The sequence below is a fragment of the Reyranella sp. genome (assembly GCF_030651995.1).
Taxonomy (GTDB): Bacteria; Pseudomonadota; Alphaproteobacteria; order Reyranellales; family Reyranellaceae; genus Reyranella.
Map to the genome: position 1 here is coordinate 38,220 of NZ_JAUSBN010000044.1, position 22,310 is coordinate 60,529.

Here is a 22,310-nt window from a genome sequence, read left to right on the forward strand (position 1 = left end):
CGCTTCGCACGGCTCCTCAGGATGAGGTGAATGCTCAAATTGAGACGGAAAGACTCTAGAAAGCGCACTCCGCGCGCATGGCCGGTGTGATCGGGTCGGCCGGCATGCTGAGCTTGCAGTGATAGTCGAAGGCGGCCCGGTATGGGGCGGCAATGCGGGCCTTGGCCTGCACGGGCAGGACGACGCGCGCGTTGCGGCGGTCGATCTGCTGGCGGCCGTAGCCGATGTTGGTGCCGTCGGGGAAATACGCGTCGAAGAACGAATGACCGGCCGTCGACGTGAACTCGACGGTCAGGACGGCGCCGTCGAGACAGTCGAAGCGCGGGCCGCTCTTCAGCACGCCGGTCTCGGTGCTCTTGCCCGAGGGCCCTGAGACGGACCATGTCGACGTAGCGCCCGTCTTCGAGGTCTCGGCTTTGAGGACGCCACAGGTCAGAACGCCGGGCGGTGGCGGGCTTGCCGACTTATTCGCTGTTTGTGCGTGCGCAGGTCCGGCAAGGAATGCCGCCGTCACCGGCAGCAAAAGGCTCATCTTCATTTTGGGAGACCGTCCAGTGCCTTCTTCGCATCGGCATCGTTCTGGGCTGCTGCCTGCTGCAACCATACCTTGGCCTTGGCGGCATCGGCGGTGAGGCCAGCCCCGCCCTTGGCAAGGAGGAGACCGAGCTTGCGCTGGGCTTCCGCGAGGCCCGTCAGCGCGGCGCGCTCGTACCAGTCCGCAGCCTGAGTGCCGTCGTGCGGGAAGCCCCCTTTGGTGGGACTCGTTGGATCGTAGAAGGACGCCAGCTCGACCTGGGCGGCGGCATTGCCCTGTTCGGCGGCCTGGCGAAACACCAGGAACGCGGCAGCCATGTCGCCCGCCTTGGCGAAATCCCGCGCCCTGGCCAGCATCGCATCGGGCGCTGGCTTGGTCGCGAGATACTCCGCCACCGTCTCGCGCACCGACTTGGCGGGCGGCTGCGCGGCCGGCGGCTGCAGGGGCGTCGGCGTGGGCGGCGGCGCCGTGGCGACGACGGGCTCCGGCGGATGGAGATGGTTGGTCCAGTAGTAGTAGCCGCCGCCGACCGCGAGCAGGACCAGGACGGCGGCGATCATCCAGCCCGTCGCACCGGAGCGCGTCGGGACATCGGCCAACGGATCGCGCGCCGCCCGAAGTGCGGGACGAGGCGGCGGCGGAGGCGGAGGCGGCGGTTCGGGCGCGATCTCGAGCGGCGGCGGTAGCTCCGGCTCGGGCGCCGGCGGCGGCGACTGCCGTCGACGCAGCCGCACCGTGTCGTCGTAGCTGCCCGATGCGCCGGCGGCGCCGGAGGTCAGCATCGCAGGCCAGGCCACGACGGTCGTCCCCACGACGCCGATATCGGGTTCGCGCACCCGCAGCCTGACGGTCGCGATGCCGGCCAGCCGGTCACAGATCTCGGGCCCGAGATGGAATTCGAGGACTTCGCCGGTGCGCCGAACCTCGTCGGGCATCAGCCACGTCTCGGTGCGACGCCAGCCGTCGTCGGCGAGATGCGTGTCCGGACCCTGCTGGCGCTGGATCGAGATCGTGAGGCCGTCCGGCGCGGCGTCGAGTTCGCTCACGCGCAACAGCGCGTGGCCGGGTTCGGGCAGCGGGGAGATGGTCGCGCGAACGGGCATCGAGACGCTCTACGCCGCCACGGTGCGCAGGATGGCGCCCAGCCGATCGTTCTGCTCGGGCGTGATCTCGCGTCCGCCCTCGTACCCGACATTGTCCATGGCGAGCTGCAGGAAGGCGCGCATCCAGTCCTTGCAGTAGTCGGCATAGATCGGCGCCGGGTTCTCGCTGAGCTGCGGAATCCCGTCGACCAGGATCGCCGGGTGTTCGAAAACGCGGCGCAGCGGAGCGTTCGGCGGCAGGCCCGGCCGCTGGTCGAGCGGCAGCTTGTCGAAGCCCAGCGCGCTCACATAGCCGTTCAGCGCCGAGGAGGCCGTGCGCACCTGACGCTCGGCGATCTCCTCCCATTTGGCGTTGGCGGCATTCTCCAGTTCGCGCACCTCATGGGAGAGCTGGTCGATCAGCTTCAGCCGATGAGCGCCCACGATCAGCTCGTCGATCAGCCAGCCGAGATGCTGGCGGTCGACGCCGAAATGCGACAGCGCCTTCTCGTCGGCGCCGATGCGGCGCATGTTCTCCAGCCAGTACTCGGCGGCCTCGCGGGCGAAGCGCTCCGCGCGATCCTCGATCACGCCGGAGGGCGGCGGCGCGCGACCGGGCTCCTCACCGAACACGTCGGCAAAGATGGCGCCGATGTCGACCGCGGCGCCGGTCGACTGTGCCGCGGCGGCAGGCGGCTTGCCGTTCCTGCCCAGGCCCTCGTCCGAGGAACGGGCGGTGGCGATGCGGAAGTAGATCTCGCGCAAGGCCGTGTCGGCGACCTGGAGGGCGCCGACGAGTTCGCCGAAGAGCTGTTGCTGGATGACGTTCGCCAGGCCGCGCAGCACCGTGTGGATGAGGTCACGCTTCTTCGTCCGCGCGTCGCCGTCGGAGGCGCTGTGGAAGCCGGCGAGCCGGTCGACCAGCCGGCGCAGCTGGATCTCGAGCTGGCCGCGCACCTGGGCACGCTTGATCGCGGGATCGCAGACCGGGATCAGGCTCTTCACCAGGTGCGCCACCCCGCCGTCGTTGGCGCGGAATGCCTCGTCCCAGGCCAGCGCAGGATCGGCGAAGTGCCGGCGCACGTCCTCGTTCTCGATGAAATGGCGCCGCAGCTCGCCGGCGCGCTGGGCGAACGACTCGGCGATGCCGACTTCGCGGCCGCCGTCATAATCCATCAGCCGTTCGTCGATGACGGTCGGATTGCGCAGCCAGAAGCTGTTGTCGAAGGGCTTGCCGTTCCAGTCGAGCGGCCACTCGCCGCGGAAATTGTTGACGAGCGAGTTGCCGAGGCGCGCGCTCCAGCGCAGGCGGCGCGATTCCTCGGTCTCGCCGGCCTTCTGCTCGAACTCGCGGTCCATCTTGGTCAGCACCAGGAACAGCGCGTTCTTCTGCTTGGCGCGGTCCGCGGGCGTGGCGCCGATCGTCTGGTCGATCCACGCCGACATCATGTCGGACAGGTCGCGGACTTCCTGATTGCCGTCGGGAATGCACAGCAGGATGGCGCTGAGCTCGCGTTCGGCCGAGTAGCGCTGGAAGAGATAGGCGACCTTGCCGCGCAGCAGCAGTTCGCGCAGCGGGTTGGCGCCCTCGGCCACGCCCTTGGACTTGGCGACGTCGTCGAGGTTGGCGAGCTTCAGCCGCGACCGCGCGCCTGGAAAATCGAGCAGGTCGGTATGATCGAAGAAGTCCCAGGGCTTCTCGTCGATTGCGACGTTCAGCTCGGCGGTGAGGGCGCAGACCAGCGAGCGCGGCAGGCGGGCGTCGGGCGCGGACCGGCCGTCGGCGCGGCGCGGACGCACCATCAGCGGGTCGTCGGCATCGGCGCCCAGCCGGTCGAGCGTCAGCACGTCGACGATGCTCTTTTCGCGCGGAATCAGCGCATCCATGCCGAGCAGCGCTTCGGGGGCGTGGCCGAGCTTCTGCAGGCCGTCGTAGAGCGTCAGGTACAGATCGGTGAAGGGCTGGAAGTCGTACCACAGGACGGACCAGAGGCGGACGCGGTCCTGTCCCGACAGGCGCGGCGCGAGATCGATCGCCTCGCGCCAGAAATCGGTGCGCAGCTCGGCGGTGACGCCGGCGAAGAAGGTGTCGAAATACTCGATCAGGTCGAGCACGTCGTCGGAGTCGAGATCGCCGACCGGCGTCGGCTGCGCTTTCAAGCGCAGCTCGGACAGGCGCTTGCGGATCGCCGCGCCGTCGGGCCGCACGAACTCGGCCTTCTGGTGATCGAAGTCCAGCAGGAAGGAGTTGCCCAGGATCTTCACGATGTCGGTCTGCGTCAGCAGACGCACCTTCACCGGGAAATCGGCCGAGCCGTCGCTGAGGCCGAGGCCAAAGCGCGTGACCAGGCCGGTCGACTCGCGATTGCCCGGCGGGTTGATCTCGCGCAGGAAGTCGTAGGTCTTGTCGGCGAAGCGGGCCTGCAGCGGGCGGCCGTCGCGGCTCGCCAGGATGGAGACCAGGTACGACTTGCCGGCCTGGCTGGGGCCGAACACGCCCACGCACATGCGGCGCCGGGCGGCGCGCGCGAGCTTGCGGCTCTGGTTGCGGACCTTCTGCAGCTCGCTGACCAGGGACGGCGCCTGCTGCGCCACCGTCGGCGACTGCTCGGCGGCATCCCTCAGCCAGGCGACGCCCTCGCTCGCGGCGACGGCCAGCGCCTCGCAATCCTGGGCCAGCTTGAGATCGACTGTGTCCATGTCCCTTTAACCGGTCTTGAGCATGCCGGTGTCGAGCCAGTAGCCCTCACGGCGCGGCAGTGTCTGGAGACGAAGCGTCAGGCGGTCGAGAGCGATGGCGCGGCCGTCGCGGTTGGTCACCTGGCGAAGGCGGAAACGTTCGACGTCGCCCGACTCCTTGTCCTTGGGCTTCACGCGGGCAAGCGCGATCCTGAACGGAGTCTCGCGCGCATGGCGTTCGGCATATTCCGGCTTGGCGAACTCGAGCGCGTAGAGTCGCGCCGCCGGCCAGCGCACGAGGTCGAGCTGCCGCGCGCCCAGCCACATGGGCCCGCGGAATTCGAAGGCGACTTCCGGCAGCTCGAACTCGCGATTGTCGAGATCGACGTCGCGATAGATGAGGTCTTCCTTCTGCAGGCGGCCGCCGCCGTCGAGCTTGCCGATGAACCGGGCGATGCTCCTGGAGCGCAGCAGGTCGGAGCGGAAGGAGAAATCCGGAAGCTGCGACTGGGCCAGCGCCGCGATCATCGCGCCGACTGCCACGGTCGTCTTGGGATCCTCGACCCGCAGGCGCGCGTCGCGGAACGGATACCAGGCGCCGACGCGGTACTCGTGCAGCGAGATCACCCGTTCCGGCGGCAGCGGCAGCAGTTCCATCACCAGCGAGCGGATGCCGGGCAGGCGCGAGGGCCGGCCCGACAGCAGCAGCACGTCGCAATCGTAGGCGTGGACGATCTCGGCGAGCGGCGCCAGCACGCGACCCATCTCGGCCCGCACCGTCTTGTCGAGGCCCGGCAGGTCGACCGGGAAGACGACCTCGCGCAGGTCAAAATTCTGGGCGCCTCGCTTGCGTGCCGCCTCGTTCACGAAGGTCACGACTTCATCGGACGGCCTGGCGCCACCCGGGAAGAAGGTTTCGTAGGCGCGTGGCTCGGCCGCGACCACGCCCGACGTCGGATCGTAGGTCTCGGCGGCGCGCAGGAATTCGAGCGCCAGCGGGTGGGCAATCTGCAAGGCGAACTGCTGGCGCAGGTTGCGCTGGATCACGTCCTCGCCGCCGCGGTCGCCGCCCACCAGCTCGGCCATCAGGTCGGCCGGGTTGGCGATGCCCGCGGTGCGCAGGGCCGCCTCGATCGGCGGCAGCACATGGGCCTGCACCACGCGCAACAGGATGTCGTCGCCCGCGACGTTGAAACCCTCGCGGAACTTCTGCTCCGGAAGCAGCGTCACGGAGGTGCCGGCGCCCTCCAGGCGGTAGGAGTTGATGATCAGGTCAGTCGTGCCGCCGCCCACGTCGATGCTCGCGATGCTGAGCACATCGTCCGCCGGCTTGCCGCGCGGCTTGCGCGTGATCTGGAAGAAGCGCCGGGCGTCGCCGCCGAAATTGCGCGCGACCTCGGTGTAGAGATAGACGAGCTGCGTGCAGCTCGCCTCGTCCCAGTCGGTGAGCACGCGCGGCGCAGGTGCTGCCGGATCGTCCAGTTTCCAGCCCATCATCATCCAGACGAGATCGCGGGCCGCTTCGGCGCGCTTGCGGAAGATCAGGCGTTCGGCCAGCGGCATGCCGGTCGGCAGGGTGAGCACGATGCGGCGCAGGCGGCGCGGCGTCTCGGCATGGGCGCGGCGGCCGCGTTGCTGCGGCGAGTTCATCAGCATCAGCGCCTGCAGCAGCACTTCGGTGAGCACGAAGGTCATCACCGAGGAGCGCGAGTAGAGCGGTTCGAACACCGGCAGATGGTCGGCCGAATCGGCATCGGGATCGACCAGATGCAGCGGCTCGCCCTTCTGGTTCACGAGCTGGGCCATCGGCCCGGCTGCGGCCGGCATCGCCGTCTGGTCCTGGGCGTAGGCCACGTTGAAGCGCCATTCGCGTGTCTGCGGCTCCTCGTCCCACAGATAGCGCTTGGGACTCGACATGCCGGTATTGCCCTCGGTGCCGCGCCGGCGGGCTGCCAGCCGCGTCGCCTCGGGGCCGACCCGCGTCATGGTGGGCCACACGAAGGCATCGGCGCGTCCGCCGAGACGCGACAGGTGGTTCTTGCCGAACCAGGCCTGCGCGAACTCCACGCGCGATTCGAAGGGGCGCGTATGCACGACCTCGGGATGCGAGAGGTCGCGAAGTGCCAATTCGTAGGAATCGTTCAGGTTGACGCCCAGCTCGCCGGCCGCCTCGATCAGCAGTCCGCAGGTCCGCGAATTGCCGACGTCGAGCACGAGATCCACTTCGATCGCGCCGCGTCCGGGCCGCTCGGCATCACCCACCAGCTTTACCGGCGGGAAATGAGCCGCGGCGGCGAGCAGGCCGAGGAAGGCCAGATAGCGCGCCGTGGCTTCCTGCGGCTTCTGCTTGATGTCGTTGTCGATCTCTTCCGCGGTCGCGCGCGGATGCAGCTCGCGAAACAGCTCGTCGAGCCACTGCACCATCCAGCCCTGGCGCAGCAGCCAGTGATTGGCGCGCTGCTGCGGCGCCAGCGCGAACAAGGCGCCGGAGGTCACGTCCTTGGGCGAGGGGGCCAGGTAGGCGCGGCCTTCGGCCTCGGCGATCAGGCCGGTGTCGAAGGCCAGCACCGCGCGGTACCGGTTGCCCTGCTCGTCGCGATAGCCGGGGCCATAACGCGCCTCGAGATCGACCACGCGCACGCGCGCCCAGTCGGCCGGGCCCTCGCGGAACTGGTTGTTGGGCCGCACCTGGAGGAACGGCACCGGGACCCACTTGTCGAGGAAGGGCGCGAGCGCGTCCTTCGCGGTGATGACCAGGTTCGGGTCGGCAGCACGACGGCGGCCATTCTCGACCACTTCGTACTGGCCGTGGCCCTCGTCGAAATCGAGCTGCACCAGGTCGTCGACCGCGTTCGAGGCGGCGGCGTCGTGGAAGCCCCATTCGCGCACCTTGAGGCGCACCGGATCGAACCCGAAGTCGAGGAACTGGATGCCGGAGCGGGCAATCAGCGTCGTCGGGCTGGGATAGCTCGGCAGGCGGGCGAGGTCGCTCATGTCAATCCAGTACGGCCATCATCATGTGTATGTAAGGTCTCAGCGACCGATCTGCACCTTGTAGCTGCGCGGGTCGCCGGGCTGGCTGCCTTTGCATTGTGCGGCGCCGTCGGGGCCGATCTCGCAGTTCACGGTATTGCGGGCGTAGGTCTTGCCGTCGCTGCAGCGCGGATTGCTTTTCTCCTCGATCACCAGTTTGGTGCCGTCCCAGCGCGCCTCGGCGGGCGCCTCGCAGGTGGCGCCGTTCTTCTGGGTGAAGGACACCTTGCCCTTGCCCTTGTCGTCGAGCGTGTAGTTCGGACGCAGATCCTTCTCGCCGGTCGCAGTCGCGAGACCGGTGCGCGAGCGCCAGTCGCCTTTCAGGAAGGCGAGGTCCTGCTTCTGCTTGGCCTCGGGCGGTACGACCATCGGCTTGGGCTCGTCCTTCTTGTTGTTGCCCGCATCGTTCCTGGCCGCGGCGTCCTTGTTTTGTGCGTCGGGCCCCTTCACGTCGGCGCCCTTGGCACCCGGCTTGTTCGGATCCTTCGTGTCTTGCGCCGGATCGTTTGCGCCGACGCCGAGATCGGGGCCGGCACCACGCTCGATCGGCGGCCCGCCGACGGAGCCGACGATCACGCCGCCCGGTCCGATGACACCGGCGGCGCAATCGCCGCCGCGGCGTGACAACTCGTCGGTGAGACGGGCCAGTTCGAGGCGCAATTCCTCATTGTCATGCGCCAGGGTCGCGACGCGAGTCTGCTGCAGTTCCATGGGCTGGCGCACGGCGAACCCCAAGGCGCGTTCGCGCGCTTCGGCCTCGATGTAGGGCTCGATGCGCGGCAGATAGGGCCGCACCAGCCAGGCGAGCAGCGCCAGGATCAGCATCAGCACGACGCCGAGCAGCAGCCACTGCCACCACACCGTGCGCGTGGCTGCGACGGCGGCAAGGGCCGGCGCCGAGGCCATCACGGCTTCGGGTCGCGAAACAGGAGGAGCGGCGACGCGCGGCGCAACGGCGGGCGGCAGGCTCGGCAGGAACACGCCGGGCAGGGCGGCATCGGCGGTGAAGCCCCAGAAGGTCATCACCGGACGGCCGTCCACGACATACAGCGTCTCTTCGCCCGGCGCGGTGAGCGCCTGACGCAGCAGGCGTGCGAAGTTGCGTTCGGCGTTGGAGCGTTCCACCCCTTCCATCTGGGTCGCCAGGCCTGCGATCTCGCCGTGCAGGCGATGCACCCTGTCGAGCATCTCGCGGCGCTCGGCGTCACCAAGATCGCCGAGGCACTTCACGTCGCCGTCGAACGGCGCATACCAGTCGATCGTGCGACCGCTCGGCTCGGCTTCGGGGACTGCCAGAAGGTCGGCATGCTCGCGTGACAGGCGGGCGGCGATGGCGGCGCGCAGCTGTCCTGCGGCGCGCCAGACCGGATCGCCGGCGAGCCCGAGCGCGCGGTAGCGCTGCAGCGGTTCACTGACAAGTAGCGGGCCTGCGGCCATCTCAGCTCCTCACCGTCTGCCCCCACGCGGGCAGGCTATGGCGTAGTTCCAGCGCGTGCCCATGTGTGGACCCGTTACGATCACATCGACGGAATAATCCCCGGCCACCGGATTCCAGTCGAATCCGAAGCCGCCGCGACCGCTGCGCGGTCCGCCAGTGCCGGCGACCTGGCGGCCACGATACATGACCCTGATGTCGTCGGGCGCCTGGAAGAGCTGGTAGTTGAGCGCCACGAAGCCCGGCTTGTCGCCGAGATAGTGCTTGTTGTGTGTCACGCCTTCGCCGCCGGAATCGCCCGACCAGTCGCAAGGGAGCTGGCCCGGCGGTGGCCGATTGACGGGCGGCGCGGATGCCTGCTGTGGCGGCTGCGGTTTGGGGGCCGGCGGAGGCGGCTTCGGCGGCTCGACCTTGGCGACGGGCGGCGGGGCCGGTGGTGGCTTGGGCGGCTCGACCGGCTTGCACTGTTCGAGCTTGTCCTTGAGCTCGGCCTGCAGCGAGGCGAGCTCGGCCTTGAGCTTCTGCTCCTCATCGCCGGCCGATTCGAGCGCCGCCTTCAGCAGCGGCGTCGGGTCGGGTGGGGCTTCGGGCGCCGGCGGCGCCGGCGTCTCGAGCGTCGCGATGTTCACGGTCGGATCGACCGGCACGCAGGCGCGCAGCAGCCACGAGGTCAGGAGCAGGAGAAGCAGCAGCAGCAGGCCGAACAGCAGGGCGCTGAACCAGGGTGCCCAGCCGACGATGCGAGTCGCCGGGAGCATTGCGGCCGGTGCGCTCGCAAACACCGCCTCGGGCCGCGCCGCCGCGGGAACCGTCGCCAGCTGGAACGCCTGCAGGCCTGCCGCGGCGTCGGCTTCGTAACCCCAGGCGACGATCACCGGTTGTCCGTCGACCACGAACACGAAGTCGTCCGAGGGGCGCGACGTCGAGAGTTCGAGCGAGCGCCCGATCAGTCGCGCCTCTTCGCTGGTCTGCGAGCCCATGAGCTGCGCGCCCAGCGAGCGGATGGACGCGAGGTGATCCTCGACGATGCGCAGAACATCCGTGCGTTGGCTCTCATCCAGTTCGCTGAGGCGCTGGACGGTGCCGGTGCGCGCCGCGTACCAGTCGATGCCGTCACCCGATTCGCGGAGCTGCGGATCGGCCAGCAGGTCGGCTGGACCGTCGCCCAGGCGACGGCGGATGACGGACAGCAACTGGCCGGCGACCGCATGCAGCGGTTCGCCCCGTACGCCCAGAGGGCGCACGCCCAAACGCGTCGTCATCAACAAAGTGGGGCGTTCGCCCATGAATGCCTGAGGTCGGACTTATGATGGCTGGCTGAAGCATCATAACATCGTTCGAATCCGGCGGGTTTATGTCGGATTGAACACCGAACCGCGGTGAATCAGCCGGGACTGAGGAAGGCCGTTCCGCCGGCGGCCTCGATTCGCACAATGGGTGTCGCAAACACGGCCGAAAGCCTCTCGGGGTCGAGCGTCTGCCGGGTCGGTCCCAGATTTGTCACACGGCCATCCTCGACGATGCCGATGCGATCGGCATAGCGCGCCGCCATGTTGAGGTCGTGCAGCACGGCGAGTACGCCCAACCCCCGATCGACGCGACGCCGGGCGCTGGCGAGAGCCGCATGCTGGTGCGAGAGGTCGAGGCCGGTGATCGGCTCGTCGAGCAGCAGGAACGGCGTGGCCGCGGGATCGGCGTCGCATTGAGCCAGCACGCGGGCGAGCTGGACGCGCTGCCGTTCGCCGCCGGACAGAACGGTGTAGGGCCGGTCGGCGAAGGCGAGCGCCTCGGTCTCGGCGAGCGCCGTTTCCGCCACCGCCTGCATCTGCCGTTCCGACAGGGTGCCGCGAAAGGCCAGCAGCCCCAGCATGGCGATCTGCAGGCCGGTGAAGTCGAAGGCCACGGCCGAATGCTGCGGCAGCACCGCGCGCCGGCGCGCCAGCTCCAGCTTGCTCCAGTGGGTCAACGGCCGCCCGTCGAGCAGGATCTCGCCCGACGACAGGACCCGATCGCCGGCGAGCGCGTTCAGCAAGGTGCTTTTGCCGGCGCCGTTCGGTCCGATGATCGCCACGAACTCGCCCGGCGCGACGTCGAGCGAGACATCGCGCAGCAGCGACTTGGTGCGCGCCCGCACCTCGATGCCGATGGCTTGCAAGAGTTTCACAGCCCACCCCGCGCGGCGCGACTAGCCAAAAGCCAGAGGAAGAACGGACCGCCCACCAGGGCCGTGAGCACCCCGATCGGCAGCTCGGCCGGCGAGACCATGGTGCGGGCCAGCGCATCGGCCAGCACGAGGAAGGCGCCCCCGAACAAGGCGGCCGCCGGCAGCAGGGTACGGTGCGACGGGCCGAGCAGCAGGCGCACGATGTGCGGCGCGATCAGGCCGACGAAGCCCACGATGCCCGAGATTGCCACGCCGGCTCCGACGGCCAGCGCCACCTGCGCCACGAGCCGCTTCTTCAGCCGCTCGACATCGACGCCGACATGGCCGGCCTCGCGTTCGCCGAGCGCCAGCGCGTCGAGCAGGTGCGCCGTCGGCAACAGGGTCGGAACGCTGATCAGAAGGATCAGCAAGGCGGGCGCGATGGCGGCCCAGGTGACGGAGCCGAAGCCGCCCATTGTCCAGAAGATGAGTGTGCGAAGCTGCTGGTCGTCAGCGACGAAGACCAGCATGCCGATGCCTGCCGACGTAAGTGCGTTGATCGCGATGCCTGCCAGCAGCAGCGTGCCGACCAAGGTCACGCCCTCGCGCGCGGCGATGCGATACACCACGACCGTGGCCGCGAGCCCTCCGAGGAAGGCCGCGATCGGCAGACACCACGGGCGCAGATCCGGCGGCACGACGTGCATCACCTTCTCGCCCAGCACGATCGTCGACACGGCGGCGAGGGCGGCGCCGCTCGACACGCCCAGCAGGCCGGGATCGGCCAGGGGGTTGCGAAACAGGCTCTGCATCGCGGCCCCTCCGGCCGCGAGCGCGGCGCCGACGGCGAAGGCTGCAAACACGCGCGGCGCGCGGATCGCATAAAGGACGGCTCCTGTCGTGTCGTCGAGGGGCGTGTTGGACAAGCCGATGGCCGACAGGATCTGGCCGAAGCCCACGGGAAAGGCGCCGATGCACAGGCTGGCCACCACGCTCGCCAGGGCGGCGAGGGCGAACAGCGGGATCGGACGACGCAAGGCAAGTGCGGTCACGGCGCGCGGGCGAGGTCTGGATGCAGAGCCATGGCCAGTTCCCGGGCCGCTTCCGGCGTGCGCGGGCCGAACCCCAGCAGGAGCAGCGTATCGAACTCGATGATCCTGCCGGCCTTGCCGGCCGGCGTGCGGTTGAGTGCCGGCTGGTCGAGGATCGCCTGCTTGCCGCCCATCGCCTCGACGGTCTGGCGCGTCACCAGGACGAAGTCGGCCCGCGACGTGATGACAGACTCGGGCGTCAGCGGCCGGTAGCCGGAATAGCCATCGACGGCGTTGATGCCGCCCGCGAGCTTGATGATGCCGGCGGCGGCGGTGTCACGGCCGGCGGCCTGCGGCGCCCCGCCGGTCATCGACAGCAGGAACAGCACGCGCGGACGACTGCTCGACTTCGCGAGCGTCGCCGCCAGTGACGTCATGGCCTCGCGGCCTTTGGCGATCACCGCGTCGGCCTCGGCGACCTTGCCCGTCACCTTGCCGATGGCGGCGATCTTGGTGATCACGCTGTCATAGTCGTAAAGGTCGGGCAGGATCATGATCTCGATGCCGGTGGCCTTGAGCTGGTCGAGCGCGCCCGCCGGACCGGCCGCCGTGGTTGCGATGATCAGGGTCGGCTTCAGCGACAGCACGCCCTCGGCCGACAGGGCACGCATGTAGCCGACCTGCGGCAGCTTCCGCGCGGCCTCGGGGTACATGCTGGTCGTGTCGACGCCGACCAGCATCTTCTCGGCGCCCAGTGCGTAGATGATCTCGGTGATGGAGCTGCCGACCGACACGATGCGGGGCGGCTGCTGCGCATTGGCCGGGAAGGCAGCGGCGGCCGCCGCGGCGAGTCCCAGGCCGAGGGCGGTACGGCGCTTCATCAGGAGGCCGCCTGCTTCTCGACGTTCGCCACGATGCTGCGCCATTCCTCGAGTTCCGGCTTGCCGGGCTTGCGGGCGCCGAACATCAGCAGGATGTTGCGATTGCGCGCGTCGAAGGCCTCGATCGAGGTGACGATGCCGTCCTCGGTTGGCTTGCGCACCGAGAAGACACGCGCCACGCCGTCTTCGCGCAGGTGCATGTTGAAGTCGGGGTCGAGGACATTGAACCATCCGTGCGAATCGACCAGGCGCTTCACCGGGCCGGTATGGATCTGGATACAGCCGTGGCTGCCGACGAAGACCATGATCGGCGTGCCGTCCGCGGCCGCGGCCTCGAAGGCGCCGCGCAAGGCGCGCACCGGCAGTTCGCGGGCGAGATCCTCGCCGACCAGGCGCAGCGCCTGGACGCGGCCGACCTTGAACGTGCCCAGCATGCCGAAGAATTCGTGCGTGTCCTTCATGCCGAGCCAGGCCGTGCGCAGGCCCGCGACGTCGATCTCGGAATCGGGGCGATCCACCGCATCTTGGGTGCGCGCGCCGACCTTCATGTCGGGCGGCGTCGCCGCCGTGTAGCGCGCGATCAGCGCATCGAAGGCCGGCCGGTCCGTCTCTTGCGTGGCGTAGATCTTGTGCACCGCATCGCCGGCGCCGTCGAAGAACTGCAGGCTGAGCCGTTCGCCCTGCTGCAGCGGCTCGCGCACCGCGAAGCCGTGCTTCCACGAGCCGAGGAACAGGCGAAGGTCGATGTCCGGGCCGAGCACGATCCCGTGCGGGGCCTTCACGTCCACGCCCTCGAAGCGGCCATGGCGCTCATGCACGCAATGTTCGTTGCGGGTCAGGCACATCACGCGGCCGACCTCCTGCATGTCGTTCAGGATGCCGCGCCAGTCGGCCTTCAGCGGGGTCGCGGTCCTGCCCACGCCCAGCGCCACCAGCTCGGCTTCACTGACGCCGAGCGTCACCGCCGCGTCGCGGATGCGCAGCGCGGGCTTCTCGCTGCGCAGGGTGTTCCAACGGGCGGCAAGGTCCGTATTCGGGGATGAGAGCATCAGACTGTCCTTTCAACGAAGATGAAACCGAACCGGGATTTCGACCCAGGCGGCGACCGGGCGGCCGTCGCGCAGGGCCGGAAGGAAATGCCAGCCGCGCACCGCGGTGAGCGCGGCGCGGTCGAGCAGGGGGAAACTGCTGCTGCGCCAGACCATGATCTCGGCCGCGGTTCCGTCGGGTTGCAGGCGGACGCGCACCATGACCTCGCCCTGCTGGCCGAGCTCGATGGAGCGCGGCGGATAGACGGCCGGCGTGGGCGGAATGCGGAAACGCGGCTTTCCCTCGAACACGACGAGCGACGAGGAGGCGGCGGCCTGCTGCTGCGTGATGCTGGCGTTGCCGAGGTTGGGGGAGGGAGCCTTCGTGACCGCGGCCTGCGCCGTCGGGCGCGGCGCTGCCGCCGGCTTGGGCTGTGGCGGTTTGGGTTTGGGCGGCGCGACGGGCTTCATCTCGGCGGCAGTCGGCGGCGGCGGTTCATCCGGTGGGGGCAGATCGAGTTTGATCTCGGGTTCCGCGGCGGCGACCTCCTGCGGCGGCGGGGGTGGCTCCGGCTCGGGCTCCGGTGTCGCCTCGGTTTGCTCGACCGGCGTCGCCGGCGGCTCGGAAGGTTGCTGCGGTTCGGGGAGTGTTTCGGGCTGATCGGCTTCCGCCGCGGGTCCGGCGGTGGGCGCCGCGAGAGACAGCTCGACCATCAGGGCGGCCGGCTGGTCGTCGCTGGCGCTGCTGCCGGACATGCCGGCGAGGAGGAGGGGAACGATGGCCAGCCCGTGCAATGCAAGCGACAACGCCACCGGCACGCGAGGACCGCGTGCCGGTGGCGCCGGCTGTCGCTCGGCAGAGAGGGCTGCCGGGACTACCATTTGGCCAGGAGGTTGACGCCGAAATACCGGCCGGGCTGGGCGTAGAGATCGAGCTGCGGATTGGTCGGCGAGATGCCGATCGTGTCCGGAGCATTCCAGTACTTGGCGTTGGTGATGTTGAACGCGCCGGCGTTGAACTTGAAGTGCTCGTTGACGACGTAGCCGACGGTGGCGTCGAGGTTGAAGTAGGCCGGCGCCTGGAAGTACGTCGGGCTGCTGACCTGGGTATGGGCCGCCGCCACCGTGCCGATGAGCTGCGCCGTGAGACCCTTGTCGAAGCCGTAGCGGATGCGTGCCTGCGTGGTCCAGGGTGACACCGAATCGACCGGCAGGCCGGTCCTTGTGTCGGTGCCCTGCGCGAAGGCGGTCCAGCCGGCGACCGCCCATTCCGGCGCGAAGCGGTACTCGCCGCGCGCCTCGATGCCCCAGATCGTCACGTTGGTGAGGTTGACGTACTGGAACTGGGTGACCGGGCCGACCATGCCGACGACCGTGGTCTCGAGGAAGTTGTTGTAGAGGTTGTAGAAGCCGGTGAGCTGCCAGCTCGATCCGTTCTCGTACTTGCCGCGGAAGCCGACCTCGAAGGAATTGGCCGTCTCGGGCTTCAGATTGGCGTTGGGCAGGATCTGGTAGAACGCCGCGGCGTTGGTGAAGCCGAAGTTCGCGTTGTCGTACGGCGGCGCGCGGAAGCCCGTCGCATACTGGAAGTAGCCGGAATAGGTGTCGTTGAAGTGGTAGAGCAGGCCGAGCTTGGGCGAGGCCGAGACGTAGGTGGTGGCCGAGGGCACGGCGTTGAGCGTGGCGCCCGTCGAGTTCCAGAAGTACTTATCGGGATTGGGCGTCATGCTGTAGTAGTCGAGGCGCACCGCCGGCGTGATCTTCAGGCGCCCGCCCAGCGCGCTGATCTCGTCCTGCACGTAGATGCCGGCCTGCACCGTGTCGGTGTCGGGGAAGTTCTTGTTCGGATAGGTCTCGCCGCCCACGTTGTTCGTGGTGGCGCCGGTCGCGAGGGTGATCTGCGTCCTGTTGCGCGGCCGGGTCGTCGTCGTCCAGGAGAAGCTCGCGCCATAGGTGAAGAAGTTGTCGAGGCCGCCGATCTCGCGATCGGTGTGCATCTGCAGCTCGGCGCCGGTGACGTTCTGCGTGTAGTAGAACTGCGAGGTGCGGGCATTGCTCGGGACGATGCTGGTTGTTCCGCCGCGCAGCGTATAGGTATCGGCCTGGGTGTAGACCGAGTTGAAATAGGCGAGGAAGCTCAGCCGGTCGACGAAACCGATCGGCGCGTTGTGCTCCCACTGGGCGCTCAGTCGATAGGTGTTGGTGTAGTCCTGCCCCCACTCGTCGTAGATCCGCGCGAACAGGCTGGGGAAGGTGCCGACGGCGCTGAGCACGTTGGTGCTCTGGGCGCTCTGGTTGTAGGAGCCCGTGAGTCGGATCGTGTCGACTTCGGTGGGCTTGATGACCAGCTTGGCGAAGAAGTTGTTGTTGGACCAGGTCGTGGGGTTCGGGCTGACCGTGGTCTGCGCCGGCTGGTATTCCTGGCCGTCGCGTCGCGTGTAGATGCCCATGAACTCGACGTTGCCCGAGCGCACCGCACCGGTGAACGATTCGGAGAACTGCTGGTTGGCGCCGCTGTAGGCGGCCTTGGCGCTGGCATAGACGTCCTTGCCGCCGAGCATGTAGTCGCCGGGATCCTTGGTGGTGTAGGCCACCACGCCGCCGATCGCGTCGGATCCATAGAGCGCCGAGGCGGGGCCGCGGATGATCTCGACCCGCTTGATGTCCTCGAGGTCGGGTTGCTCGCGCGAGTAGGTGCCGGCGCCCTGGTTGCTGTCGGGGAAGTCGGGCGTTCGCATGCCGTCGACCATCAGCAGGACGCGATTGCCGCCGATGCCGCGGATCACGAAATTCTGGAAGCCGGCACGGTTCGGGTTGTTGCCGACGGTGACGCCGGGCTCGTTGCGGACGAGGTCGCGGACGTCCTGCATGTTCTCGCGATCGATGTTCTCGGTGGTGATCACCGACACGGTCGCCGGCACGTCCTCAAGCGCTCGCCGGCTGCGCATCGCGGCCGTCGTCACGGCGTCGAGCTGGGTGGGCACCGCCTGGGTGGCGGGCGGTGCCTGCGTCGGATCGGCGGTCGCCGGAACCGTCGGCGCTTGTGCCCAGGCGGGTAAGCTCAGAGGTGCACTGATAGCCGTTGTGGCCATCAGCGCGTAGACGGTGCGCAGCTTCATTTGAGCCAGGTCCCCAAGAATAAAAAAGGACGCCTGGCTTGCAGAATTCCCTCGCGGGACCGGCTGGCTGGGCAGTTTAGCCGAGGAGGGATGGCCCCTCGGGGTTTCGGACTATTTCGTCAGGATGAGTTTGTTCGAGGCGGTGAGGCGCAGTCGGTACATGACGGCGCCGTGGCGGATCACGAGTTCCCGCCGTCCCTGCAGGAGCGCGGCGCTGTCAACGGCGGGAACGGTCAATTCCAGCCTGTCGCTCTGCGCATCCAACACCCGAAGCGGACGGGTCATGTCGTTCATGGTGTCTCTCACTGCCCTCAATAAAATAATTTGCGAACGACTCTCAATTGCATAGACTGTCGTTCCCGTCAAGCGCCTTCAACTTTCGGTGAGGTCATGCAAACCATTCAGGAACAGCGGCTTAGCGCCTTGCAGAGCGACCCGAAGCCGGGCTGTGGGAACGCCGGTTGCGCCTGCGCCTTGCCGATCAGTGAACGGTTCGTGTTGTGGGCGCTGCGGCAATGGCAGCAGGACCGCGCGCTGCCCCGCGAAGGCTCGATCCTCCATCGCGGCTTCAAGGTCGCGGGCGTTCTCGACGCCCTGCCGGATTTCGCGATCGCCATGGACGCGTTCCTGTTCGGCGCACGGCGCGCCATGGAGATCCACGTGCCGACCTGCTCGAGCGTCAGCCACGATGAAGCGGTGATGGTCGCGCTCTGCGGTCTCGCCCAGGCCGATCATGACGGGCCGCTGCTGGCGTCGCTCGACATCATGATGGCGCCCACCGCCTCTCGCGTGGCCGCGATCCGGCTGAAGGCCTTTGCCGTCGCGCTCGCCGGCGCGGGCCTCAGGATCGCTCCGGCGGCCGGTGCCGCCGCCGGTCGTCTCAATTGAAAGCCACCGTCATGACCGCACCGATGCCCGATCGCCTCACCGACCTGCAGCACGCCATGCGCGTGATCGCGGATGCCGTCGAAGGCCTGCCCGCGGAGTGCCGCGATCTCGCCGGCAACGCGTTGCTCAATGTCGCCGCCGAGGCCGTGGCCCAGGATGTCGGCTGCACCGAAGCCGGACGCATATTCGCCCGGCTCGGCGATCTCCTGTCGCGCGGCCTGCAGCCGCCGGCCCAGGAGGCGGTCTCCCTGTCCGGCTTCGATGCATGACGGTCGATTTCGCCCGCACGATACCGATCCTCGCCTCCCTCGACATCGCCGAGACCAGCGCCTTCTATGTCGACTGGCTGAGCTTCGCGGTCGGCTATCGGGACGGCAGCTACCTGATCGTCAAACGCGACGACATGGAACTGCATTTCTGGAAGACGGACGATCGGCGGTTTCCCGAGAACACGTCCTGCTACATCCGCGGCGGCCAGGTCGCCGCGCTCCACGCGGAGTACACCGCGCGCGGCGTGCCCAACCTGTCCCTCTTCCTGGTGCGACCGTGGAACATGAAGGAATTCTACATCCACGATCCGCACGGCAACCTGCTGAAGTTCGGCTGCGGCGAATGGTGAGACGTTAGATCTCGATGCGGCTGCCCAGTTCGACCACGCGGTTGGTCGGCAGGCCGAAGAAGTCGCCGGCGCTGGCCGAGAAACGCGACAAGGTGAGGAAGAGCTTCTCCTGCCACCGCGGCAGCAGCGGTTTGCTGGCGTCCACATAGGTGTTGCGGCCGATGAAGTAGGACGTGCGCATCGGGTCGAAGGGTATGCCCTTGTCCTCGAGCAGGACGAGGGCGCTCGGCACGTCGGGCTGCTCCATGAAGCCGTAATGCAGCACGACCCGGTGCACGCCCTTCCCGAGATGCGTGACCTGGCTTCGGCCTTCGGACGACACGAAGGGGATATCGGCGACCTCGATGCTCAGCAGCACGACGTGCTCGTGCAGCACCTCGTTGTGCTTCAGATTGTGCATCAGCGAGCGCGGCGCATTGGTGGAGGTGGCGGTGAGGTAGACGGCGGTGCCCTGTGGCCGGTGTACGCGCGCCGGATTGATGCTCTCGAGCAGCGTCTCCAGCGGCAATGCATCGTCCTGCTCGCGCTTGGCCACGGCCGCCCGGCCGGTCAGCCAGGTCCACATGCAGAGGAAGATCACGGCGGCGATCGCCAGCGGCACCCATCCACCGTCGAGGAACTTCAGCATGTTGGAGCAGAGCAGGGCCAGGTCGACCGCAATGAAGGCGCCGAACACGAGGATGCTGAGCGGCCAGCCCCACTTCCAGTACCGCACGGCCAGAACGAACACCAACGTGCTGGTGATCAGCATCGTGCCGGTGACGGCGATGCCATAGGCCGAAGCGAGATTGGTCGACGACTTGAACGCCAAGATCAGGATGACGACGCCCAGCATCTGCAGCCAGTTCACCACCGGGAGGTAGACCTGCCCGAACTCGCTGGCCGAGGTGTGCTGGATGTGGACTCTCGGGCTGAGGCCGAGCAGCGCTGCCTGCTTGGCCATCGAGAAGGCGCCCGAGATCGTGGCTTGCGAGGCGATCACCGTGGCCGCGGTGGCGAGGCCGACCAGCGGATAGAGCGCCCAGTCGGGGGCGAGGTTGAAGAACGGATTGGCGAGCGCGCTCGGGTCGCTCAGGATCAGGGCGCCCTGCCCATAGTAGTTGAGCAGCAGCGCCGGCAGCACGAGGCCGAGCCAGGCGAGCCGGATGGGCTTGGCACCGAAATGGCCCATGTCGGCGTACAGCGCCTCGGCGCCGGTGATGGCGAGCGTGATCGCGCCCAGTGCGACGAAGGCCACGATCTTCTCGCGCATGGCGAAGCCCACGGCATGGTGCGGCGAGAGTGCCGCCAGCACGTCCGGGCGCTGTACGATCTGGTGCGCGCCGAGTGCTGCCAGCACGACGAACCAGAGCAGTGTTATCGGCCCGAACCATTTGCCGATGCCGCTGGTGCCGAAATGCTGGACCGAGAACAGCGCGACGATGACGCCGATCGCAATCGGGATGACCATCGGCTGGAAGGCCGGGGTGGCGACGGTCAGTCCCTCGACGGCGCTCAGCACCGAGATGGCGGGCGTGAGCAGGCAGTCGCCGTAGAACAGGGCCGCACCGGCAATGCCCAGCATGAGATACAAGCGACGGCGCCAGTGCGACGCGATGTTCGCCTGGCTGGAGACCAGCGCCATCAGCGCCAGCACGCCTCCCTCGCCCTTGTTGTCGGCACGCATGACCACGGCCACGTATTTCAGCGTGACGACGACGATCAATGCCCATGTAATGAGCGACAGCATGCCCAGCACGTTGTCGTGCGTGGGCTGGATGCCGGTGTACTCGCTGAAGCACTCCTTGACCGTGTAGAGCGGGCTGGTGCCGATGTCGCCGAAGACGACTCCGAGAGCGGCCAGGGTCAGTGCCGCCCGGCGCCGCCGGCCGGCGGGTTCGATCACAGTGCCGCTGGCGGCCATCGTTCGGTCAACTCTCCCCTTGGACAATTGATCCTAGCGGCGAATTCCGGGACGCTGCAGTCCAGAATTCGTAACAAAGGAGGAAACGATGGCCGAGAGCGAGAATTACAAGAAGGGTAGCGAAATGAGGGCGAATCTCATGGGGGAGAAATTCGCCGCCGACATGAACAAGTCGGTCTACGACGACCCCATGATGCAGAAATTCGGCGACTACGCCCGCGAGGCAGTCTTCGGCATGCTGTGGTCGCGTCCCGGCCTCGACCTCAAGACCAAGACGCTGATCTGCGTCATTTCCGACACCGCCCAGGCACGCTGGCCGGAACTCGCGATCCATCTTCGCATGGCCCGTCGCCAGGGCTGGACGGAGGATGAATTGTCCGAGGCGCTGATGCATCTTTGCGGCTATATCGGCCTGCCGTCGGTGCGCGAGGCCATGCTCACCGCCAAGGAAGTGTTCGAGGAACTGCGCAAGGAAGGTTGATCGGAGGAACCTCACCCTGAGGAGCGGCCGCAGGCCGCGTCTCGAAGGGTAGGCACCCGCACTGTGGCCCGTCCTTCGAGACGGCCGCAGAGTTTACCCCGAGGCAGTCGAGGGGCGGCCTCCTCAGGACGAGGGATATGATGATGCTGATGACGGTGAGCGATCTGCCGCTCGAGAGGATCGCGCGCGGCAAGGTGCGCGATGTCTATGCGGTGGATGCGGAACGGCTGTTGCTGGTCGCGACCGACCGGGTGAGCGCCTACGACGTGGTGATGGCCGAGCCCATCCCGCACAAGGGCGCCGTGCTGACCCAGGTCAGCGCCTGGTGGTTCCGCCAGCTGGGCGACATCGTCGACCATCACATGATCTCGGCCGACGCCGACGAGATCATCGCCGCGGTGCCCGCCCTGAAGGGTCACCGCGCCGAGATCGCCGGGCGCGCCATGCTCTGCCGGCGCGGCACGGTCTTCCCGATCGAATGCGTGGTCCGCGGCTACATCACCGGATCGGCCTGGCGGGAATATGCCAAGGCCGGGACCCTGGCCGGCGAGACCCTGCCCGAGGGCCTGAAGGAGAGCGGCCGCCTCGATCCGCCGATCTTCAGCCCGGCGACCAAGGCCGAGAGCGGCCACGACGAGAACATCACCATCGCGCAGATGCGGAACGCGCTGGGCACCGAGGTCACGGCCGAGCTCGAAAGGCTGACCCGGCTCGTCTACACGCGCGGCCGCGATGTCGCCCTGAAGCAGGGCATCATCATCGCCGACACCAAGTTCGAGTTCGGCCGCACCGCCGATGGCAGGATCCTGCTGATCGACGAGGTGATGACGCCGGATTCCTCGCGCTTCTGGCCGCTCGACGGTTACGAGGAGGGGCGGTCGCAACCCAGCTTCGACAAGCAGCCGCTGCGCGACTGGCTCGATGTCGAGCGCCATGCCGGCCGCTGGAACGGCGAGGCGCCGGCGCCCCGGCTGCCCGCGGAGGTCGTGGAGGCGACCAGCAAGCGGTACCTCGAGGCCTACCGGCGGCTGACCGGCGCCGAACTCACGGTGTCGTAGAACCTGCTTGTCCTCCCCCGACATGCGGGAGAGGACAAGCGCAAAGCGACATAAGGGCCTCGAACTGTGGCAGCCGGTTCAGAGTTCCAGGCGCCGCAGTCGGAGTGCGTTTCCGATGACGCTGACCGAACTCAGCGCCATGGCGGCGGCGGCGAAGATGGGGCTGAGGGTAATTCCGAAGAGCGGATAGAGAACGCCTGCCGCCACCGGCACACCGGCCGCGTTGTAGACGAAGGCGAAGAACAGGTTCTGCCGGATGTTGGCCATCGTTGCCCGGGAGAGATCGCGGGCGCGGGCGATGCCCAGCAGGTCGCCCTTCACCAGGGTAATGCCTGCACTCTCGATGGCGATGTCGGTGCCGGTGCCCATGGCGATGCCGACATCGGCGGCGGCCA

19 protein-coding genes and 1 pseudogene are annotated in these 22,310 nt (G+C 68.1%); 5 read left to right on the plus strand and 15 right to left on the minus strand.

All coding sequences use genetic code 11. From position 1 onward, the window contains the following. Window positions 1–55 precede the first annotated feature (55 nt). The 13 genes from Q7V45_RS13570 to Q7V45_RS13630 form a co-directional block, all read right to left on the minus strand. Entirely contained in the window at window positions 56–340 is a 285-nt protein-coding gene (locus tag Q7V45_RS13570) for a hypothetical protein (protein WP_304852795.1), read from the minus strand. A gap of 194 nt (window positions 341–534) precedes the next feature. Further along, complete coding sequence (locus Q7V45_RS13575) at window positions 535–1,638, minus strand: tetratricopeptide repeat protein (protein ID WP_304852797.1); 1,104 nt, start codon at window positions 1,636–1,638, stop codon at window positions 535–537. Between the two features lie 9 nt (window positions 1,639–1,647). Next, window positions 1,648–4,317 carry a virulence factor SrfC family protein gene (locus tag Q7V45_RS13580; RefSeq protein ID WP_304852799.1) on the minus strand — a complete coding sequence of 890 codons (2,670 nt, stop codon included), beginning with the start codon at window positions 4,315–4,317 and terminating at the stop codon, window positions 1,648–1,650. 6 nt (window positions 4,318–4,323) lie between these two features. Then, window positions 4,324–7,290, minus strand: a complete 2,967-nt coding sequence (locus Q7V45_RS13585) for a virulence factor SrfB (protein ID WP_304852801.1) — start codon at window positions 7,288–7,290, stop codon at window positions 4,324–4,326. A 39-nt stretch (window positions 7,291–7,329) separates the two neighbouring features. After that, complete coding sequence (locus tag Q7V45_RS13590) at window positions 7,330–8,766, minus strand: hypothetical protein (protein ID WP_304852803.1); 1,437 nt, start codon at window positions 8,764–8,766, stop codon at window positions 7,330–7,332. 9 nt (window positions 8,767–8,775) lie between these two features. Continuing rightward, window positions 8,776–10,050, minus strand: a complete 1,275-nt coding sequence (locus Q7V45_RS13595; protein WP_304852805.1) for a hypothetical protein — start codon at window positions 10,048–10,050, stop codon at window positions 8,776–8,778. A gap of 98 nt (window positions 10,051–10,148) precedes the next feature. Then, window positions 10,149–10,928 carry a heme ABC transporter ATP-binding protein gene (locus tag Q7V45_RS13600; protein WP_304852808.1) on the minus strand — a complete coding sequence of 260 codons (780 nt, stop codon included), beginning with the start codon at window positions 10,926–10,928 and terminating at the stop codon, window positions 10,149–10,151. Beyond that, a complete protein-coding gene (locus Q7V45_RS13605; protein ID WP_304852810.1) occupies window positions 10,925–11,944 on the minus strand; it encodes an iron ABC transporter permease in 1,020 nt (339 codons plus the stop codon). The genes Q7V45_RS13600 and Q7V45_RS13605 overlap by 4 nt, the downstream gene beginning before the upstream one ends. A gap of 11 nt (window positions 11,945–11,955) precedes the next feature. Beyond that, window positions 11,956–12,819: a hemin ABC transporter substrate-binding protein gene (locus Q7V45_RS13610; RefSeq protein ID WP_304852812.1), complete on the minus strand. Its 864-nt coding sequence runs from the start codon at window positions 12,817–12,819 to the stop codon at window positions 11,956–11,958. Beyond that, window positions 12,819–13,868 carry a hemin-degrading factor gene (locus tag Q7V45_RS13615; RefSeq protein ID WP_304852814.1) on the minus strand — a complete coding sequence of 350 codons (1,050 nt, stop codon included), beginning with the start codon at window positions 13,866–13,868 and terminating at the stop codon, window positions 12,819–12,821. Before Q7V45_RS13615 ends, Q7V45_RS13610 begins: the two co-directional genes overlap by 1 nt. A gap of 12 nt (window positions 13,869–13,880) precedes the next feature. Then, window positions 13,881–14,666 carry an energy transducer TonB gene (locus tag Q7V45_RS13620; protein WP_304852816.1) on the minus strand — a complete coding sequence of 262 codons (786 nt, stop codon included), beginning with the start codon at window positions 14,664–14,666 and terminating at the stop codon, window positions 13,881–13,883. 56 nt (window positions 14,667–14,722) lie between these two features. Further along, the gene (locus Q7V45_RS13625) at window positions 14,723–16,966 is read right to left on the minus strand and encodes a TonB-dependent hemoglobin/transferrin/lactoferrin family receptor (protein WP_304852818.1); all 2,244 of its coding nucleotides are present in this window, start codon (window positions 16,964–16,966) and stop codon (window positions 14,723–14,725) included. Window positions 16,967–17,077: 111 nt separating this feature from the next. Next, window positions 17,078–17,260: a hemin uptake protein HemP gene (locus Q7V45_RS13630; RefSeq protein ID WP_304852820.1), complete on the minus strand. Its 183-nt coding sequence runs from the start codon at window positions 17,258–17,260 to the stop codon at window positions 17,078–17,080. A gap of 180 nt (window positions 17,261–17,440) precedes the next feature. On the opposite strand from Q7V45_RS13630, the gene Q7V45_RS13635 reads away from it, so the two are divergent. The 3 genes from Q7V45_RS13635 to Q7V45_RS13645 are packed head-to-tail and all read left to right on the plus strand — an operon-like array spanning window position 17,441 to window position 18,473. Next, on the plus strand, window positions 17,441–17,854 hold the full coding sequence (locus Q7V45_RS13635) for a hypothetical protein (RefSeq protein ID WP_304852822.1): 414 nt from the start codon (window positions 17,441–17,443) through the stop codon (window positions 17,852–17,854). Window positions 17,855–17,865: 11 nt separating this feature from the next. Next, window positions 17,866–18,123, plus strand: a complete 258-nt coding sequence (locus Q7V45_RS13640; RefSeq protein WP_304852824.1) for a hypothetical protein — start codon at window positions 17,866–17,868, stop codon at window positions 18,121–18,123. Next, the gene (locus Q7V45_RS13645) at window positions 18,120–18,473 is read left to right on the plus strand and encodes a VOC family protein (protein ID WP_304852826.1); all 354 of its coding nucleotides are present in this window, start codon (window positions 18,120–18,122) and stop codon (window positions 18,471–18,473) included. The genes Q7V45_RS13640 and Q7V45_RS13645 overlap by 4 nt, the downstream gene beginning before the upstream one ends. A gap of 4 nt (window positions 18,474–18,477) precedes the next feature. Here the strand turns inward: Q7V45_RS13645 and Q7V45_RS13650 are convergent, their stop codons facing one another. Further along, window positions 18,478–20,376, minus strand: coding sequence for a potassium transporter Kup (locus tag Q7V45_RS13650; RefSeq protein ID WP_304852828.1), 1,899 nt, complete (start codon window positions 20,374–20,376; stop codon window positions 18,478–18,480). A 124-nt stretch (window positions 20,377–20,500) separates the two neighbouring features. On the opposite strand from Q7V45_RS13650, the gene Q7V45_RS13655 reads away from it, so the two are divergent. Then, the gene (locus Q7V45_RS13655) at window positions 20,501–20,857 is read left to right on the plus strand and encodes a carboxymuconolactone decarboxylase family protein (RefSeq protein WP_304852830.1); all 357 of its coding nucleotides are present in this window, start codon (window positions 20,501–20,503) and stop codon (window positions 20,855–20,857) included. A gap of 140 nt (window positions 20,858–20,997) precedes the next feature. After that, a complete protein-coding gene (locus Q7V45_RS13660; RefSeq protein ID WP_304852832.1) occupies window positions 20,998–21,915 on the plus strand; it encodes a phosphoribosylaminoimidazolesuccinocarboxamide synthase in 918 nt (305 codons plus the stop codon). A gap of 78 nt (window positions 21,916–21,993) precedes the next feature. On the opposite strand, the pseudogene Q7V45_RS13665 reads toward Q7V45_RS13660, so the two are convergent. After that, a pseudogene (locus Q7V45_RS13665) lies at window positions 21,994–22,310 on the minus strand (haloacid dehalogenase); the annotation flags it as partial.

Excerpts from the sequence above, each read along its gene's own strand:
- Q7V45_RS13650 (WP_304852828.1), bottom strand. The coding sequence starts at position 20,376 with ATGGCCGCCAGCGGCACTGTGATCGAACCCGCCGGCCGGCGGCGCCGG.
- Q7V45_RS13590 (WP_304852803.1), bottom strand. The coding sequence starts at position 8,766 with ATGGCCGCAGGCCCGCTACTTGTCAGTGAACCGCTGCAGCGCTACCGC.
- Q7V45_RS13655 (WP_304852830.1), top strand. The coding sequence starts at position 20,501 with ATGAGGGCGAATCTCATGGGGGAGAAATTCGCCGCCGACATGAACAAG.
- Q7V45_RS13660 (WP_304852832.1), top strand. The coding sequence starts at position 20,998 with ATGATGCTGATGACGGTGAGCGATCTGCCGCTCGAGAGGATCGCGCGC.
- Q7V45_RS13580 (WP_304852799.1), bottom strand. The coding sequence starts at position 4,317 with ATGGACACAGTCGATCTCAAGCTGGCCCAGGATTGCGAGGCGCTGGCC.
- Q7V45_RS13640 (WP_304852824.1), top strand. The coding sequence starts at position 17,866 with ATGACCGCACCGATGCCCGATCGCCTCACCGACCTGCAGCACGCCATG.
- Q7V45_RS13595 (WP_304852805.1), bottom strand. The coding sequence starts at position 10,050 with ATGGGCGAACGCCCCACTTTGTTGATGACGACGCGTTTGGGCGTGCGC.
- Q7V45_RS13615 (WP_304852814.1), bottom strand. The coding sequence starts at position 13,868 with ATGCTCTCATCCCCGAATACGGACCTTGCCGCCCGTTGGAACACCCTG.
- Q7V45_RS13645 (WP_304852826.1), top strand. The coding sequence starts at position 18,120 with ATGACGGTCGATTTCGCCCGCACGATACCGATCCTCGCCTCCCTCGAC.
- Q7V45_RS13585 (WP_304852801.1), bottom strand. The coding sequence starts at position 7,290 with ATGAGCGACCTCGCCCGCCTGCCGAGCTATCCCAGCCCGACGACGCTG.
- Q7V45_RS13575 (WP_304852797.1), bottom strand. The coding sequence starts at position 1,638 with ATGCCCGTTCGCGCGACCATCTCCCCGCTGCCCGAACCCGGCCACGCG.
- Q7V45_RS13625 (WP_304852818.1), bottom strand. The coding sequence starts at position 16,966 with ATGAAGCTGCGCACCGTCTACGCGCTGATGGCCACAACGGCTATCAGT.
- Q7V45_RS13610 (WP_304852812.1), bottom strand. The coding sequence starts at position 12,819 with ATGAAGCGCCGTACCGCCCTCGGCCTGGGACTCGCCGCGGCGGCCGCC.
- Q7V45_RS13630 (WP_304852820.1), bottom strand. The coding sequence starts at position 17,260 with ATGAACGACATGACCCGTCCGCTTCGGGTGTTGGATGCGCAGAGCGAC.